At 70.6% G+C, this 15,884-nt stretch carries 16 protein-coding genes; 8 read left to right on the top strand and 8 right to left on the bottom strand.

All coding sequences use genetic code 11. The annotated features are described in order from the left end of the window. Positions 1 to 16 precede the first annotated feature (16 nt). The gene (locus BLS97_RS06075) at positions 17 to 949 is read right to left on the bottom strand and encodes a proline dehydrogenase family protein (protein WP_090481479.1); all 933 of its coding nucleotides are present in this window, start codon (positions 947 to 949) and stop codon (positions 17 to 19) included. A 127-nt stretch (positions 950 to 1,076) separates the two neighbouring features. On the opposite strand from BLS97_RS06075, the gene BLS97_RS06080 reads away from it, so the two are divergent. After that, entirely contained in the window at positions 1,077 to 1,691 is a 615-nt protein-coding gene (locus tag BLS97_RS06080) for a TetR/AcrR family transcriptional regulator (RefSeq protein WP_090475112.1), read from the top strand. Between the two features lie 44 nt (positions 1,692 to 1,735). Continuing rightward, positions 1,736 to 2,497 (top strand): SDR family NAD(P)-dependent oxidoreductase, encoded by a 762-nt coding sequence (locus BLS97_RS06085; protein ID WP_090475113.1) that lies wholly within the window; start codon positions 1,736 to 1,738, stop codon positions 2,495 to 2,497. 66 nt (positions 2,498 to 2,563) lie between these two features. On the opposite strand, the gene BLS97_RS06090 is transcribed toward BLS97_RS06085, so the two are convergent. Then, positions 2,564 to 3,538: an aldo/keto reductase gene (locus BLS97_RS06090; protein WP_090475115.1), complete on the bottom strand. Its 975-nt coding sequence runs from the start codon at positions 3,536 to 3,538 to the stop codon at positions 2,564 to 2,566. A gap of 33 nt (positions 3,539 to 3,571) precedes the next feature. Further along, positions 3,572 to 5,266, bottom strand: coding sequence for a TM0106 family RecB-like putative nuclease (locus tag BLS97_RS06095; protein ID WP_090475117.1), 1,695 nt, complete (start codon positions 5,264 to 5,266; stop codon positions 3,572 to 3,574). Between the two features lie 183 nt (positions 5,267 to 5,449). On the opposite strand from BLS97_RS06095, the gene BLS97_RS06100 reads away from it, so the two are divergent. The 4 genes from BLS97_RS06100 to BLS97_RS06115 all read left to right on the top strand — a co-directional run bounded on the left by BLS97_RS06100 (position 5,450) and on the right by BLS97_RS06115 (position 8,065). Further along, positions 5,450 to 6,013 carry a DUF6474 family protein gene (locus BLS97_RS06100; RefSeq protein ID WP_157695225.1) on the top strand — a complete coding sequence of 188 codons (564 nt, stop codon included), beginning with the start codon at positions 5,450 to 5,452 and terminating at the stop codon, positions 6,011 to 6,013. A 69-nt stretch (positions 6,014 to 6,082) separates the two neighbouring features. After that, positions 6,083 to 6,616, top strand: coding sequence for a hypothetical protein (locus BLS97_RS06105; protein ID WP_157695226.1), 534 nt, complete (start codon positions 6,083 to 6,085; stop codon positions 6,614 to 6,616). Positions 6,617 to 6,680: 64 nt separating this feature from the next. Then, a complete protein-coding gene (locus tag BLS97_RS06110) occupies positions 6,681 to 7,400 on the top strand; it encodes a YcnI family copper-binding membrane protein (RefSeq protein WP_090475123.1) in 720 nt (239 codons plus the stop codon). After that, positions 7,397 to 8,065: a copper resistance CopC family protein gene (locus tag BLS97_RS06115; RefSeq protein ID WP_090475125.1), complete on the top strand. Its 669-nt coding sequence runs from the start codon at positions 7,397 to 7,399 to the stop codon at positions 8,063 to 8,065. Before BLS97_RS06110 ends, BLS97_RS06115 begins: the two co-directional genes overlap by 4 nt. A gap of 132 nt (positions 8,066 to 8,197) precedes the next feature. Here the strand turns inward: BLS97_RS06115 and BLS97_RS06120 are convergent, their stop codons facing one another. Further along, the gene (locus tag BLS97_RS06120) at positions 8,198 to 9,187 is read right to left on the bottom strand and encodes an oxidoreductase (protein WP_090475126.1); all 990 of its coding nucleotides are present in this window, start codon (positions 9,185 to 9,187) and stop codon (positions 8,198 to 8,200) included. On the opposite strand from BLS97_RS06120, the gene BLS97_RS06125 reads away from it, so the two are divergent. Continuing rightward, the gene (locus tag BLS97_RS06125) at positions 9,186 to 10,106 is read left to right on the top strand and encodes a phosphotransferase (protein ID WP_157695227.1); all 921 of its coding nucleotides are present in this window, start codon (positions 9,186 to 9,188) and stop codon (positions 10,104 to 10,106) included. The genes BLS97_RS06120 and BLS97_RS06125 overlap by 2 nt on opposite strands. Positions 10,107 to 10,279: 173 nt before the next feature. Next, complete coding sequence (locus tag BLS97_RS06130; protein ID WP_090475129.1) at positions 10,280 to 12,340, top strand: S8 family serine peptidase; 2,061 nt, start codon at positions 10,280 to 10,282, stop codon at positions 12,338 to 12,340. Between the two features lie 28 nt (positions 12,341 to 12,368). Here the strand turns inward: BLS97_RS06130 and sigJ are convergent, their stop codons facing one another. From sigJ to BLS97_RS06150, 4 genes are all read right to left on the bottom strand, one after another. After that, positions 12,369 to 13,238 carry an RNA polymerase sigma factor SigJ gene (gene sigJ, locus BLS97_RS06135; protein WP_090475130.1) on the bottom strand — a complete coding sequence of 290 codons (870 nt, stop codon included), beginning with the start codon at positions 13,236 to 13,238 and terminating at the stop codon, positions 12,369 to 12,371. Next, a complete protein-coding gene (locus BLS97_RS06140) occupies positions 13,235 to 13,990 on the bottom strand; it encodes an SDR family oxidoreductase (RefSeq protein WP_090475133.1) in 756 nt (251 codons plus the stop codon). The genes sigJ and BLS97_RS06140 overlap by 4 nt, the downstream gene beginning before the upstream one ends. Before the next feature lie 128 nt (positions 13,991 to 14,118). Further along, positions 14,119 to 15,549 (bottom strand): AI-2E family transporter, encoded by a 1,431-nt coding sequence (locus BLS97_RS06145; protein WP_090475135.1) that lies wholly within the window; start codon positions 15,547 to 15,549, stop codon positions 14,119 to 14,121. After that, positions 15,546 to 15,842, bottom strand: coding sequence for a GNAT family N-acetyltransferase (locus tag BLS97_RS06150; protein ID WP_090475136.1), 297 nt, complete (start codon positions 15,840 to 15,842; stop codon positions 15,546 to 15,548). The genes BLS97_RS06145 and BLS97_RS06150 overlap by 4 nt, the downstream gene beginning before the upstream one ends. Positions 15,843 to 15,884 lie beyond the last annotated feature (42 nt).

Genomic DNA, 15,884 nt, shown 5'->3' on the forward strand with positions numbered 1-15,884 from the left:
CCGGCGGACGCTCGGCTCAGGAGCGGGTCAGCATGGCCCGCAGGAAGAACAGCAGGTTGGCCGGGCGTTCGGCGAGCCGACGGGTGAAGTACCCGTACCAGTCGGATCCGTACGGGACGTAGACCCGGAAGGTCTTGCCCTCGGCGCGGAGCTTGAGTTGCTCGTCGGCACGGATGCCGAACAGCATCTGGTGTTCGTAGGTGTCGGTACCACGGCCGTTCTCCTCGGCCAGGGCAGCGGCGATCTTGATCATGCGCGGGTCGTGACTGCCGACCATCACGTATCCGTCACCGGCCATCAGCGTCTTCAAACCGCGGACGTAGGCCAGGTCGACCTCGGCCGGGGTCTGGAATGCGACCTCGGCCGGTTCGTTGTAGGCACCCTTGACCAGCCGGACCCGCGACCCGGGGCCGGTCAGTTGGACGAGATCCTGCTCGCTGCGACGCAGCATGGCCTGGATCGCGACCCCGACGTCCGGGTGGTCGGTACGGAGTTCCTTGAGGATCTGCAGGGTGGAGTCGATGGTGGTGTGGTCCTCGATGTCGAGGTTCATCCGGGCCCCGGCCGCGTACGCCGCATCGGCGATCTTCCGGGCACTGGCCAACGCGTAGGCGTGGCCGTCGGTGCCGGTCAACGCCTGTCCGACGGCCGAGAGCTTGACCGACATCTCGGCCCCGTCGGCCAGGCCGGCCTCGCCGAGCGCCGCGATCAGTTCCAGGTAGGCGGCGACCGTGGCGTCGGCCTGCGCGGTGTCCGTGGTGTCCTCGCCGAGGTGGTCCATGGTCACCTGCAGCCCCTTGGCCCGCAGGTCACGGACGGCCCGGACGGCATCCGCGGTGGTCTCGCCGGCCACGAACCGGTTGACCACGTCGCGGGTGAGCGGCAGGCGGGTGATCAACTTGCGGACGGATGAACTGGCCGACAGGGCAAGAATCGGCTTGCGGAGCAGGTACACGGCTTGACTCCTGTTAATCGGGCAGCTGTACGATTAGTCTCAGGGTATCAGCGAGTGGCGGATTCGTCACCAGCGCTGTCCGTCACACCATCACGGCGTCACACGCTCATCAGGAGGCGACATGGGGTCGGACGCCCCGCGCAAGCGGCTGCCGCCCGAGGTCCGGCGCGGCATGCTGCTGGCCGCGGCCCGGGGCGTGATCGCCGAGCGGGGATTGCACGCCACCACCGTCCGTGACGTGGCGGCGGCCGGCGAGGTCGCCGTGGGCACCGTGACCTATCACTTCTCGTCCATGGAGGAGGTGCTGGCCGGCGTCCTGGAGAACGAGATGGAGCAGTACTCGGCCGAGATCTGGTCCCGCGCGGCGTCGGCGCCGACCGGGCTGGCCGGTCTCGGAGTGTTGGTGGACGGCCTGCTCGCCTCCGATGTCCGCACCCACGAGCACTGGAAGCTGTGGCTCGACTTCTGGGCGCTGGCCGCGCACTACCCCCAGTACGCCTCGTGGCAGTCGCGGGTCTACCGCGACCTGCACCAGCTCACCGCCGACATCCTCCGTCGCGGCCGGGCCGACGGCTCACTGGTGGTCAAGGACCCGGCCGGCGAGGCGGTCGAGTTCATCGCCCTGCTCGACGGCCTGGTCGTCCAGGCCTACCTGCCCGGTTCACGCCTGTCCCCGGCCCGCGCCCGGTCTGTCCTGCACAGCTACGTGCGGACCGCGATGACGCGGCACGACTGAGCCGTCAGGAGCCCGCGCGGGTCCGGGGCGCTAGCCTGCGGACCATGCAGATCAACGGGATTTCGGCCATCGTGACCGGGGCGGCATCCGGCTTGGGCGCGGCCACCGCGCAGGCTCTTCTCGACGGTGGGGCGCGCGTCGTCGGGATCGACCTGGCCGCCGGGTGGGAACGGGCCGGGCAACCGCCGGCGGGCCTCACCCCGATCAGCGGTGACGTCCGGGAACCCGATGACGTGGCGGCGGCGGTGGCGGCGGCCACCGAGGCCGGTCCGTTGCGGATGGCGGTCAACTGCGCCGGCATCGTCGCCGGCGCGCGGATCCTCTCCCGCAAGGGGGTGCACGACCTGGAGGCCTTCAGCCGAGTGATCACGATCAACCTGATCGGCACGTTCAACGTGCTGCGACTGGCCGCCGAGGGCATCGCGGCAACCGAACCGTACGACGATGCCGGCAGCCGCGGGCTGATCGTGAACACCGCGTCGGTGGCCGCCTTCGACGGCCAGATCGGGCAGATCGCCTACGCAGCCTCGAAAGGTGGGGTCGCGGCGATGACGCTGCCCGCGGCCCGGGACCTCGCCCAGTACGGCATCCGCGTCATGACCATCGCGCCCGGTGTGCTCGACACCCCGATGATGGCCGCCGTGACCGACGAGTTCCGCGAGGCCCTGGTGGCCAACGTCCCGTTCCCGGCCCGGTTCGGCCGGCCGGACGAGTACGCCGCGCTGGTCGCGTCGATCGCCGCCCAGGACTACTTGAACGGCGAGGTCATCCGGCTCGACGGGGCCCTGCGGATGCCGCCTCGCTGAGCCGCCCGGCCGAACCAACCGAAGAGGATCGGACGGCTCAGGTTCGGCCGGGACCGGCGCCAAAGGTCAGAAGCCGGCCACGGCATGCGGGACGTACGGCTCCTCGAGGCGGGCGATCTCGTCGTCGGACAATGAGACATCCACCGCGGCAACCGCATCGGTGAGGTGCTGGATCTTCGTCGCCCCGACGATGGGCGCCGAGACGGCCGGCTTGGCCAGCATCCAGGCCAGGGCGACCTGGGCCCGCGACAACCCGCGCTCGGCCGCGATCTCGGCCACGCGCTCCACGATGACCCGGTCGGAAGAGGCCGTGTCGTAGAGGGTCCGGCCGAAGAGGTCGGTCTCCGAGCGCGACGTCGACGTCTCCCACGGACGGGTCAGCTTGCCGCGCGCGAGCGGGCTCCACGGGATCACGCCGATCCCCTGGTCCAGACACAGCGCGTGCATCTCCCGTTCCTCCTCACGGTTGAGCAGGTTGTAGTGGTCCTGCATGGAGACGAACCGCGTCCAGCCGTTCGCATCGGCCGTGTACAGGGCCTGGCTGAACTGCCAGGCGAACATCGAGGAGGCGCCGAGATACCTGGCCTTGCCGGCCTTCACCACATCGTGCAGCGCCTCCAGCGTCTCCTCGATCGGCACCGACGGATCCCAGCGGTGGATCTGGTACAGGTCGACGTAGTCGGTGCCGAGGCGGGTCAGGCTGGCGTCGATGGCCGACATGATCGCCTTGCGGGACAGTCCGGCACCGTTCGGCCCGGGCGCCATCCGGCCGTGCACCTTGGTGGCGATGACGAGTTCGTCGCGGTTCCCGAACTCGGCCAGGCCGCGGCCGACGATCTCCTCGCTGGATCCGTCGGAGTACACGTTCGCCGTGTCGAAGAAGTTGATCCCGGCGTCCAGCGCCGCTTTCAGGAACGGCCGGCTCTCCGGCTCCGACAGGGTCCAGGCGTGATTGCCCCGGCCCGGCTCGCCGTAGCTCATGCAGCCCAAGCAGATTCGCGAGACATCCAGCCCGGTCGAACCGAGTTTGGTGTATTCCACAGCGGTTTCCTCTCGAGTCGCCGACCGGCTGAGCTATTCGTCGGCGTCCAGTTCGGCGGCGGTCGGGACGTCCGTCGACCGGTCCGTCATCCATCGACGCAGCGCGAGCGTAGCCAGCACGTCGTCCTCGTTGTACTGCAGGATCCGGGTCGCCATCGCCCGGTCGACCGGATCGACCGGCCCGTCGGACGGAACCGAGCGCGTCCCGACCGCCTCGCGGTACCAGGCCATCGAGTTCTCCCCACCCGGCTCGGGGTCACGCCAGTGGAATCCGGCGAGCGGCGCGAGCGCCTTCAGCTTCATCGACCCGGGGACGATGAACTGGTCCCGGATCTCCTGGTAGATGTCGATCCACTGGTCCGAGGCACAGAACGCCGAGATCTCGGCCACCCTCGGCATACCCGGAACATCGGGATACCGGATCGGCGTCGAGCGCAACCACCGTTCCTCGGCCGACCGCGAGTAGCAGTACGCGGCGAAGGTCAGGCCGTTCGCCGCGGCGAGGGATCGCAACCGGGTCAGGTAGCTCCAGAACTCGGCGAAGGCCCGGCCCTCGTCGCGGTCCGGCAACGGGTTCCAGCTGACGAACCCGCGGTAGCCGGGCTCCAGCCCGAGGGTCTCGACGCCCGGCCCGGTCAGGTACGTACCCCACAGATACGCACCGTCCTCCAGGAAGGACTCCATGTCGACATCCAACTCGAGGTCGGCCCGGCGCACGCTGACCTCGCGCACCTTGCGCACCAACGGCAGTCCGGCCAGCCAGGCCCGGGCCCGGACACGGGCGGTGCCGGGAGCGGCACCGGTCAGCGGCAGGCCCGCGGCGATGGCCGGATCCAGGCGTGCCAGGTCGTCGACCGTGCGGACGCCGGCCTGGTGCAGCACGTCGACGTCACCGCCGGCGGCGACGAGCGAGATGTCGCGAGCGGCCAACAGATCGGCCGAGCACACCGGCCACCACGAACACCGCCGGCACTCACCGATCCGGGACGCCAGCGCCAGCGCCGGGCGACCGGCGGCGGCCGCGCCGGCGACGGCCAACCGGTCGGCGAACCGGCGGTCGTAGTCGGCCAGCACGGAACCGCCCGGCAGATCCAGCTGATGCCAGAGCAGGACACCGGCGTCACCCGCACCGGGACCACCCGACCCGACGACGGCCCCCCGGGCCGTGGCACTGGCCAACCCGAGGTCGACCAGCAGCCGGTAGTGGTGCGCGAGGGCCAGGGCATCTGCGGCATGCGCCCGCGCCTTGCGGGTGGGGTCGACCGCGGGTTCCAGCGGTCGGTGGATCGGCGAGGTCAGGGCACCGGCTCCCGGATCACAGGTCCGGTGCGACCGGATGATCAAGGGCTGGTAGCCGTCGCCGGCCCAGAGCAGCAGATCGGGCGTCCCGAACCGGGTCGAACTCCGCAGCGACGGCTCGAAGACGACCAGCGGCCGCTCGGCACCGGCCGGGTCCCACGGTGCCGGCTGCCCGTCGACGACGAACTGCGCGGCGAACCGGGACAGCACGGCCGACCGATGGTTGGCCCCGTCGGTCAGTCGCAACTTGAGTCCGTCGTCGACGGCCGACCGTTCGGCCCGTGGCGCGTCCGGATCGGCGTCCAGATGGACTCGCCGGCGGCATCTCCCGGCGGCCGCCGGACCGAGCCGGACGGAGGTGGAAGGCGTCGCGGGCGGACCGGGCCGCAGGTCTGCCGGCCCGGTGGCACTCGAACCGGCGAGAGTCATCCGTTCCAGGGTAGGGCGTTGCACCGTCAGCCCCGGACAGCCGGTCCGCGGCGGCCGGCCGGGGCCCGGTCACACAGGTACCGTCGGGCCGGATTCGCGGTAGGACCTACGCTGATCACACACCGACCTGGGCACGACCGCCCGGTGCACTCGTTGATGACCGGGACGAAGAGGAGCCACGTGATGTTCGGAAAGAAGAGCTCCACCGGCGGCAAGGATCTCGCCAAGGCAGAGAAGAAGGTTGCCCGCAAGGCGGAGAAGGCCGAGCGCAAGGCAGCGAAATCGGCCGAGAAGGTGGCACCGAAGAGCATCATCGGCACCCTGACCGACCCGAAGACCGCGCGGCGGGCCCTGGCCGTGGCCAAGATCGCCGGCCCGATCGTCGCTCCGTTCGCCTTGAAGGCGGCGACCAGCACCCGCGGTTTCATCGACGAGCGTCGCGCCATTCGGTTGGGCGTGACGGCCGACGAGGTGGCGGCCTACCGTGGCCCGACCGGCCCGGCCGGAGCCCGCATCGCCGGCCTGCGCACCTCGATCGACGAACTGCGCCGCCGACGGACCACCGACCTGCAGATCGTCCGGTTCGCCGACGTCGCCAAGGCACGGCTGGCCGATCTGAACACGGCTGTCCAGACGGCGGCGTCCATGCCCCCCGCCCGCCGTCGCGGCACGCTGGCCGCGGTCAGCAAGGAACTCAACCAGATCGAGGCCGACCTGATGACGTACCTGGTCGGCCACCGGGGCTGAGCCCGCACGCCACCGACACCTGGCCCGCGCGCACCGAGTGAGCCGACGCGGTGACGTTATCCTCGGGTGGTGACCGTCCCGACCTCGCTGCGCTGGAGGCTGCTCCGCTCGGCGGCGTTCGCCCTGGTCGCGACGCAGATCGCGGCCTTCGGACACATGGTCGGCGGAGGCGGAGCGCCCGATCCGGCCATCCTGGTCATCGGTGCCGGCTCGATCGGCGCCCTGGTCACCGGCCTGACCCAGCGGCAGCGGTCGTTCTCCTCGATCTTGGGCGTCATGGTGGCGGCCCAGCTGGCGTTCCATCTGCTGTTCACCCTCGACGTCCACTCGATGGCGGGCCACTCCTTCCTCCCGGACGATCCGGCCCGCATGCTGGTGTTCCACGCCGTCGCCGCCGCCTTGTCCGCCGTCGTCCTGGCCACCGGCGATGCAGCGCTCTTCGGACTGTTCCGGGCTCTCCGCCGGGCCGTCACCCTGAGGGCACCGGCCCTGGCCGCCGGCCGCCCGCTGTGGACGGCCCGCTCGGCCGACGTTCCGGCCCGCCGCCCGGCGGGCGCTCTGCTGTCGGTGAGCCCACGGCGGGGGCCACCGACCGTTCGGTAGCTGCGACTTCACGACGTCCGCGCCCGCGAGCGTCGTCTACCGAACAACCCGCAAGGACACCCACATGTCGTTCTCACGACCCAGCCGGATGCTGGTCGTCTCCACCCTGACCGCTCTCGGCCTCACGCTCGGCGCCGGGATCGCATCGGCCCACGTCTCGGTGAATCCCAACACCGCCGTGGCCGGCAGCTACACCAAGCTCACGTTCCGCGTGCCCAACGAGTCGGCCAAGGCCCAGACGGTGAAGTTCACCATCAACTTCCCGATGGACCATCCCTTCGCCTCCGTGTCGGTGAAGAAGGAGCCGGGGTGGACCGCGGTGGCCACCACCACGAAACTGACCACCCCGGTCTCCGACGACGACAACGCCGACATCACCCAGGCGGTCAGCAGCATCACCTGGACCGCTGATGCCTCCGGACGGATCGCCCTCGGGCAGTTCGCCGAGTTCGACGTATCGGTCGGCCCGGTTCCGAAGGTCGCCTCGATGGCCTTCGCCGCCACCCAGACCTACAGCGACGGCAGCGTCGTCACATGGGACCAACCCACCCCGGCGTCTGGGGTGGAACCGGAGAAGCCGGCGCCGGTATTGATCGTCTCGGCCGCCACGACCGCGGCTGCGGCTGCGGTGACAAGCGCTGCCGTTCCCACCGTGACGGCCGCGGCCATCCCCGGCACCGACGACACGTCGGCCCGGGTGCTCGGCGTCGCCGGGATCATTGTGGGCGCCTTCGGCCTGCTGGTCGCAGCGGTCGCCCTGCGTCGGGCACGGTTGACGTCGTGACGATCGCCCGGCGGGCCCTGATCCGTCTGCTGGCCGGCCTGGTGCTGGCGGTGGGACTCTCCGTCGCCGTCGCCGGTTCGGCCTCGGCCCACGACGTGCTGATCTCGAGCACACCGGCCGACGGTTCCACGCTGAAGGCGGCGCCGTCGACGGTCACCTTCGTATTCGACCAACCGGTGCAGAACTTCGATCCGGTGATCGCCTTGATCGGGCCGGATGGCAAGCACTACGAGTCCGGGACAGCCCGGGTCGACGGCAGCACGGTGTCCGGATCGGTGACCAGCGGACCCGCCGGGGCGTACATCGCGTCCTACCGGATCGTCTCGGCCGACGGGCATCCCGTCACCGGTGAGGTGCACTTCACCCTGGCCGCCGGGGCCACCCCGGTGACCGGTTCGGGTGCGACGTCGGGAAGTGCGACGTCGGGAAGTGCGGCGTCGGGAAGTGCGGCGGCGTCACGTGCGACGGCCGCGGTGACCAGTGGGGCGCCGACGTCGTCGGCGGTGGTCACTCCCGAGACGACGAAATCACGGCTGTCGGCCTGGGTCTGGATCGGACTGATCGTGGCGGCCGTGGTCATCGCCATCGCGGCCGTGATCATCCTCCGCCGGCCACCCGGCAAGAACGCGCCCGACCGCGTGAAATCGGCTGACCGGGACTACTGATCGACCAGCGCTGATCAAGACGGCCGACGTCAGGGTCATCCGGCCACCAACAGCGGTGGCCGGATGACCACGACGTATCGCCTCGACCCGCCGACCGACCACGGGTGATCCACCGCAGCGGGTGGCCGACCGTCAGCGGGCGGCCGGCAAGCCGAAATCCGCGCCGGTCAACTCGTTCGACACGTCCCACAACCAGGCCGCCGAGATCGGGTCGGAAGCGGCTGAGTTCATCGACGACCGGTGCGGCCGTCCGCGCAGCCCGAGCGCCGGGCCGATGAACGACCCGCCCGGGATCGACCGGTCGACGGCCGCGGCGATCTGGGATCGAGCCCCCTCGGTGGCACTGGAGCCCATGATCGCCGTCGCCTTACGGGAGAACGCCGTCATCAGACCCGGGTGGTCGTCCCGGGCCATCAGTTCGGTGGCCGACCAGCCGGGATGGGCGATCACCGAGGTGACCGTGGATCCGGCCGCCCGGAGCCGCCGGTCCAGTTCGAGCCCGAACAACAGGGTCGCCAGCTTGGACTGCCCGTAGGCCCGCATGGGCGCGTACTGGCCGGTCCGGTTGAGGCCGGGGTCGAGCCGGTGCGCCACCCGGTGCGCGGTGGACGACAGCGAGACGACCCGGCCGGCCGGCGCGGCGACGAGGGCCGGCAGCAGCAGCGCGGTCAACGCCACGTGTCCGAGATGGTTGACGCCCATGTGCATCTCGAACCCGTCCACGGTGAACTCCCGACGCGGGACGAGCATCACCCCGGCGTTGTTCATCAGCACGTCGATCGGTCCCCGACCGGCCTCCGCCTCGCCGAACTTCCGCACCGAGGCCAGGTCGGCCAGGTCCAGGAGGCCCACCCGCACCGACGCCCCCGGACTGTCGATGCGGATCTTCTCCGCCGCCGCCCGGCCCTTGTCGGCGTTCCGGACGGCCAGCACCACCTCCGCCCCGGCTCGGGCGAAGGTCGATGCGCTGGCGAACCCGAGACCGGTGTTGGCTCCCGTCACCACCATGCGACGGCCAGTCAGATTCGCTATACCCTCGGTCTTCCAAGCGGACACATGCGCTCCCGGTCTACGACGGTGAATGATCAAGGTCCGTTCTACTCCCCAGGACGCAGCCTTCATGACCCCAACCGTCCGGCCCTGGACCGACCTGGCTCGCCGGGCCGCTCCGCAGTTGCGGCTGCGCGGTGTCGAGGTGATCGAAACCGGTTGGGATTCCCGGATTCTGCGGGCCGTGGCGGCCTCCGGAGAGCGATGGATCTTCCGGTTCCCGCGGCGCGCCGAGGTGCTGCCCGATCTGGCCCGCGAGCGGACACTGCTCGACCTGCTCGGTGGTGCCCTCCCGGTGGCCGTACCGGATTGGCAGGTACACGCCAGGGTCGGCCCGCAGCTGGTCATCGGCTACCCCGAGTTGCCCGGGTTCCCGGCCGCCGAGGAACCCCTGGGGGACGGCGACTTCGACTTCCGCATCGCGCTGCCCCCGCCCGCGGTCTACGCCGGCAGCCTGGGCCGCACCCTGGCCGTGCTGCACCGGCTGACCCCGCCCGGCCTGCCGGCCGCGACGGCCGGGGACCTCCGCACGGTCACCGACCGGCTGCTGCGCAGGTCGGCCGACCTGCCGGTCCCGGCTGTCCTGTCGGCCTACTGGCAGTCCTGGATCGATGACGACACCCTCTGGGCCTTCGAACCGAGATTGACCCACGGCGATGTCCACCCAGGGCACACGATGATCGACGACGCCGGCGCCCTGGTCGGACTGATCGATTGGACCGACTCCGGTTGGGATGATCCGGCCTCCGACTTCGTCGATCCACGGCACGCGTTCGGTCCGGCGTTCGGCGCCGACCTGCTGGCCGCCTACGCACGGGCCGGCGGTGTCACGGCGGGGGTGTCCGACCGCGTCATCCGGCGGCAGTCGTTCGGGGCGCTGCACGCGGCTCGGTTCGGAGTCGATCACGCACGGCCCGAGCTGACGCGCCGCGCGCTGGAACGGATGACCGGACAGGCCGCACACCTGGAGTGCGGACGGTCGCCGGTGTGAGGTGTTCCGGGCGGAATCGCGCCTCCGCTTCGCGGGCCGACCCCCGTCGATCATCGACACCCCCGACGCACCGACTCACCCGTTCGGCCGTTATCAACCACCGGCAGGTCACTCTCTCCAGTGGGTAGAGCACCGGCAGTTCCCCGATCCGCGACCAAGAGGAGGACTTCGTCATGGCTGTCATCAGCATCAACGGCATCACCGTGGATCCGGCGCAGCAGGCTCAGGAGCTGCGTACCGCCGGACTCGAGGCGGTGGACGCGGCCGAATCCGACCACATCCTGATCCAGACCGACGCCCCGCTGGACCCGAGCCAGAAGGCCGCCCTGGCCGATCTCGGCGTGCAGATCCGGGAATACGTCTCGGAGAACACCTACCTGGCCGACTATCCAGGCACCGATCTCACCCGGATCCGCGACCTCGACTTCGTCACCTGGGCCGACGTGTACCTGCGGGTGTTCAAGATCGCGCCGGCACTGCTGCCGGACGGCACCGGTCGTTCCGATGTCCGCGCCCTGGCCGAGCTGGCCCCCGGGGTGGACGGTCGGGACGAACAGGTCGAACTCCTGCTGCACCCGGGCGTCGATCCCACGCCCGAACTGGTCAGCGACGTGGCCCAGGCGGCCGGGGTGCCGGCCGACGAGGTGGTCGTCACTCCCCACAAACTCCGCCTCCCGACCACGTCCGGCCGCCTGCCGGATCTGGCTCGGTTCGACGAGATCCGGGAGATCCACCCGATACCGAAACGCACGCTGTTCAACAACGTCGCCCGGGGCATCCTGGACGCGACGGTGGTGATCAACGGTACGAACTACGACGGCGACGGTGAACTGGTGGCGGTGGCCGACACCGGGTTCGACAAGGGCGACACCACCGACGTGCACCCGGCGTTCACCGGACGGGTGGAGAAGCTGTACGCGTTGGGCCGTCCCGGGCTCACCGACGATCCGAACGGGCACGGCACCCACGTGGCCGGCTCGGTGCTCGGCGACGGCAACTCCCCCACCATGGGCGGCGCCATCCAGGGCACCGCTCCGGCCGCGCACCTCATCCTGCAGAGCCTGCTCGACTCGTCCGACGGGCTCGGCGGCATCCCGGCCGACCTGCACCAGCTGTTCCAGCCGACCTACGACGACGGCGCCCGGGTGCACACCAACTCCTGGGGCCCGGTGACGCCGAGCGTCGCCTACGACGCGAGTTGCCGCGAGATCGACGACTTCGTCTGGACCCACCCGGACCAGGTGATCCTCTACGCCGCCGGCAACCACGGCGTCGACCGGGACAAGGACGGCGTGATCGACGAGAAGCTGGTCGGCGGGGAAGGCGCGGCGAAGAACTGCATCACCGTCGGGGCCAGCGAGAGCCTCCGTCCTGACATCGAGATCACCTACGGCAGCTGGAATTCGAGCGCGTGGCCAGTAGCGCCGATCAACCCTGACCTGTGGGCCAACAACAAGGACGGCATGGCCGCGTTCTCCGACCGCGGCCCGACCCAGGAGGGCCGGATCAAACCGGACGTGGTCGCCCCCGGCACCTCGATCCTGTCCACACTGTCCCGCAACGCTCCGATGTCCTCGGACTTCGGCACGTCCACCGACCCGCTGTACTTCTTCGAGGCCGGTACCTCGATGGCTACCCCGCTCGTGGCCGGTTGCGCGGCCGTGCTCCGGCAGACCCTGGTCAAGAACGGCAACCCGACCCCGAGCGCCGCCCTGGTCAAGGCCCTCCTGATCAACGGCGCGGTGGAGCTGCCCGGCCAGTACAGCCCGACCGAGGCCGGCGCATCGCCGAACAACGCTTCCGGCTGGGGCCGCGTCGACCTGGCCGGTTCGGTTATCATCCCGGGCCCGAACGCCGACGCCGGGTTCGGCGAGGGCGGCCCGTTGAAGCAGGGCGAGGAGGACAGCTTCCCGATCACCATCGGGGAGGGTCACCAGCACAAGAAAGCAGCTGACGTCGCCCCGGCCGCCCTCGGCTCGTCGCTGAAGATCACCCTGGTCTGGACGGATCCGCCCGGCCCGCAGTTGCAGAACGATCTCGACCTGATCGTCATCGCCGCCGACGGCGCCGAACGCCACGGCAACTGCGGCACCAGCAAGAACTTCGATCGGTCCAACAACGTCGAGCAGGTCGTCTGGGACAACATGCCGGCCGGCGAGGCCCGGATCGTCATCCGGGCGTTCCGCATCACCCAGTTCCCGCAGCCCTACGCCTACGCCTGGCGCACGCACTGACTTCTCGACCGGGCCCGCGCCGCGATCGTCACAGCGTCGGCAGTTTGTCCGGACTGCGCACCAGGTCGAGCCGGACGATCCGGCCGTCCCGGACCGTCAGGGAGGCGACGGTGTCGACCCGGTCTCCGTCCATGAAGACGAAGCCGGGCAGACCGTTGACCAGGCTCGGCCGGACCCATTGCCCCGGGCCGGCCTTGCGCAGGATGCCCAGCACGAAGCGGCCCACATGGTCAGCTCCGTGCACCGGGCGTCGCGCCGAGCTGACCACGCCGCCGCCGTCGCTGGTCAGCACCACGTCCGGGTCCAGGACCGTGAGCAACGCGGCGAGGTCGCCACCGGCCGCGGCGCCGGCGAAGGCGGCCACGGCGGCGTCGTGCTCGGCCCGGTCCACCTCGACCCGCGGCGCCCTGGCCGCGACGTGGGCCCTGGCCCGCACGGCCAACTGACGGACCGCCGCCGGGGTACGGCCCACGGTGGAGGCGACCTCGGCGAACGGCATGCCGAACAGGTCGTGCAGAACCCACGCGATGCGCTCGGCCGGGCTGAGCGTCTCCAGCACGACCAGCAGGGCGTAGCTGATCGACTCGTCCAACGTCACCCGGTCGGCGGGGTCGGCGTCGGCGGCCACCAGCGGCTCCGGCAGCCACGAGCCGACGTACGTCTCACGGCGCAGCCGGGCCGACCGCAGGGCATCCAACGCCAGCCGAGCCACGGCCACCGTCGCCCAGGCCTCGACGTCGAGCACCGGGTCCCGCGCGTCGGCCGCGGCCAATCTCGACCAGCAATCGGAGACCACGTCCTGCGCCTCGGCCCGGCTGCCGAGCACCGCATAGGCGATCCTGATCAGGCGGGGCCGGGCCTCGTCGAAGTCGGCGGCCAGGTCGTCCGACCTCGTCATCGGCCCGAGCCGACCGGGAACTGCTCTCCGAGCCACTGCGTGAAGGTCTGTCGTCCACGGGGGCCGTCCTGCAGCGGGAGCAGGCCGTCGCCCGCCATCGCGGTCCCGGCCCGGCCCGGGAATCGGATCGGCAGTATGAAGCGGGGTCGCCCCCGGTGGGCGTTCACCGCCCTCACCATCGCGATCATGTCCTCTACCCGCGGTCCGGCCAGGTCCGGTGTGCGGCCCACCGGCTCACCGGCCGCCAGCTCGACCAGGGCTTGCGCCACCTCAGCCGCGGCGATCGGCTGCGACCGCATCCGCGGGACCAGCGCCGGTCCGCGTCCGCGATCCAGAAACTGCCCGGCGAACTCGTGGAACTGGGTGGCCCGGAGCACGCTCACCGGCGCGCCGGAGCCCAACACCAATTCCTCCTGGGCCCGTTTGCCCTGGTAGTAACCGAAATCGACCCGGTCGACCCCGACGATCGACAGCGCGACGTGGTGTCGGACCCCGGCTCGGCGGCCCGAGTCCAACAGGTGCCGCGATGCCGAGGTGAAGAACCGCACCGACTTCGCTCTCCCGATCGTGGTCACGTTGCTGACGTCGATCAGAGTGTCCACACCGGCCAGGGCCTCGTCCAGACCCTGGCCGGTGGTGATGTCCACCCCCGCCGACCGGGCCAGGACGACGCTGCCGTGACCGGCGTCCTGCAACGCACCCACCACTTTCCGACCCAGCAGGCCGGTCCCGCCGGCTACCGCAACTCGCATGTTCACTGCCCTGCTTTCGTTCGACGACGTGGCCCTGCCCATATCGACGACGCAGCTCCGCGTTCTGTGACACGGACCGGCAAGTGCGGGCCGGCCCCGACCGAACCGCCGGCGTGAAGGCGCTGCCGTCAGTTCCGTTCCTGCATCGGCATGACGACCTCGCGCACGATCAGCTGGACGGCCGCGGCGACCGGCACGGCCAGCACCGCTCCGGTGACACCGAGCAGGGCGCCGCCGACGAGCAGGGCGACCACCACCGCGCCGGTCGAGATATCGACCTGGCGGCGCATCACCCGCGGGTACAGCCAGTAGGCCTCGAACAGGTGCTGGGTCAGGTAGAACGCCGCGGCCACGATGCCCACCGTGATCGACTGGGTGAACCCGAGCAGGGTCATCGACACGCCCACGATGATGGGTCCGACCACCGGCACGAAGTCCAGCACGGCCGCGCCCAGAGCGATGGCCCACGGGTAGGGCAGACCCACGATCGCGGCGAACACACCGGCGACCAGGCCGGCCTGGATGGCCACCAGTGTGGCCCCAACCAGGTAGCCGCCCATCTGCTTGAAGATCTTGTCGCCGAGGTCGCTGACCCGGGTGCGGCGGCTGGCCGGGGCCAGGCGGTAGGCGGCCAGCTTGATCTTCGGGAATCCGGCGAGGAAGAACAGCGACAACACCAGGACCACCAGCAGGTCGGCGGCCACCGAGGCGACGGTGACGCCGGCGGACACGATGCTGCCCGCCGCTCCCCCGCCGATGGTCGACACGAAGTTGGACTTCTTGATGGCGTCCAGGATGCCGAACTTCTCGTCCAGGCTCTTGACGCTGGCGTTGTTCTGGAGATTGGTGATCAGGGTCGGGACGCTCTTCACGAATGTCGCCAGCTCGGTGACGATCGGCGGAACGATCGCATAGATGGCCCCGCCCAGCGCCGCGACCAGCCCCAGGAAGACGATCGTCACCGCCCACCCGCGCTTGAGGCCGCGTCGTACCAGCGCCGAAACGGCCGGGTCGAGGCCGATGGCGAGCAGGAAGGCCACCGCGATGACGATCAGCGTGGCGCGGAGGGTGTCGAGCGACAGGTAGGTGACGTAGGCCAACAGCAGACCCAACCCACCGAAGAAGCCGACCCGGAACGGGTGGAACGTGTGCTGGGCGGCCCGCTCGTCATCCGCCACCTGATCGGCGGCGCGCCGGTTGGCCGCAGCCTCGGCCTCGGCGACCTGCGCGGCCCGGGCCGCGCGCTCCGCCATCATCCGAGTGGTCATGGTCGACAGCGCGGTACCCAGCCCGGCCAGCCGACGCCGCTGGATGACGGCCCGCGCGGCGACCGGATCGCCGGCCGCGGCGGCCGCGTCCTCGGCCGCCTCCTGATCGGACACCACATCGTCCTGATCGGACACCACGTCGCCGTCGACCTGCTGCAGCGCTCGCAGGGCCTGGTGCAGGGCGGCGTTCTCGGCGACCAACCGGTCGCGTTCGGCCGCCAACCCGCCGGTCTGCTCCGGAGCAGGGTCGGCCTCCTCCGAAGGAGGACGGTGGGCGTCGAGATCGGTCATCGGGCGATCAGATCCTTCTCGTCCGGGTGCCGGGACACCCACACCGGGATGTACGGGCAGCTCGGGACGATCTTCAGACCGCGGGCCCTGGTGTCGTCGAAGACGCGCTGGACCAGCTCGGATGCTGCCCCGGTACCGCGAAATCGGGGGTCGGCGTACGTGTGGGTGACGTCCCTGACGCCGGGCCGTTCCAGATAGTCGAGCACCGCGGCCTCCGCCCCGTCGACGGACAGCCGGAAACGGCGCTGCGCCTCCAAGTGTTCGATCACATGCTCGCCCTTGGATCCCGTCATATCCGGAATCGTGACACAGCCGGGCGACAATGCCGCGCGCAG

It is taken from the genome of Nakamurella panacisegetis, assembly GCF_900104535.1.
GTDB lineage: Bacteria > Actinomycetota > Actinomycetes > Mycobacteriales > Nakamurellaceae > Nakamurella > Nakamurella panacisegetis.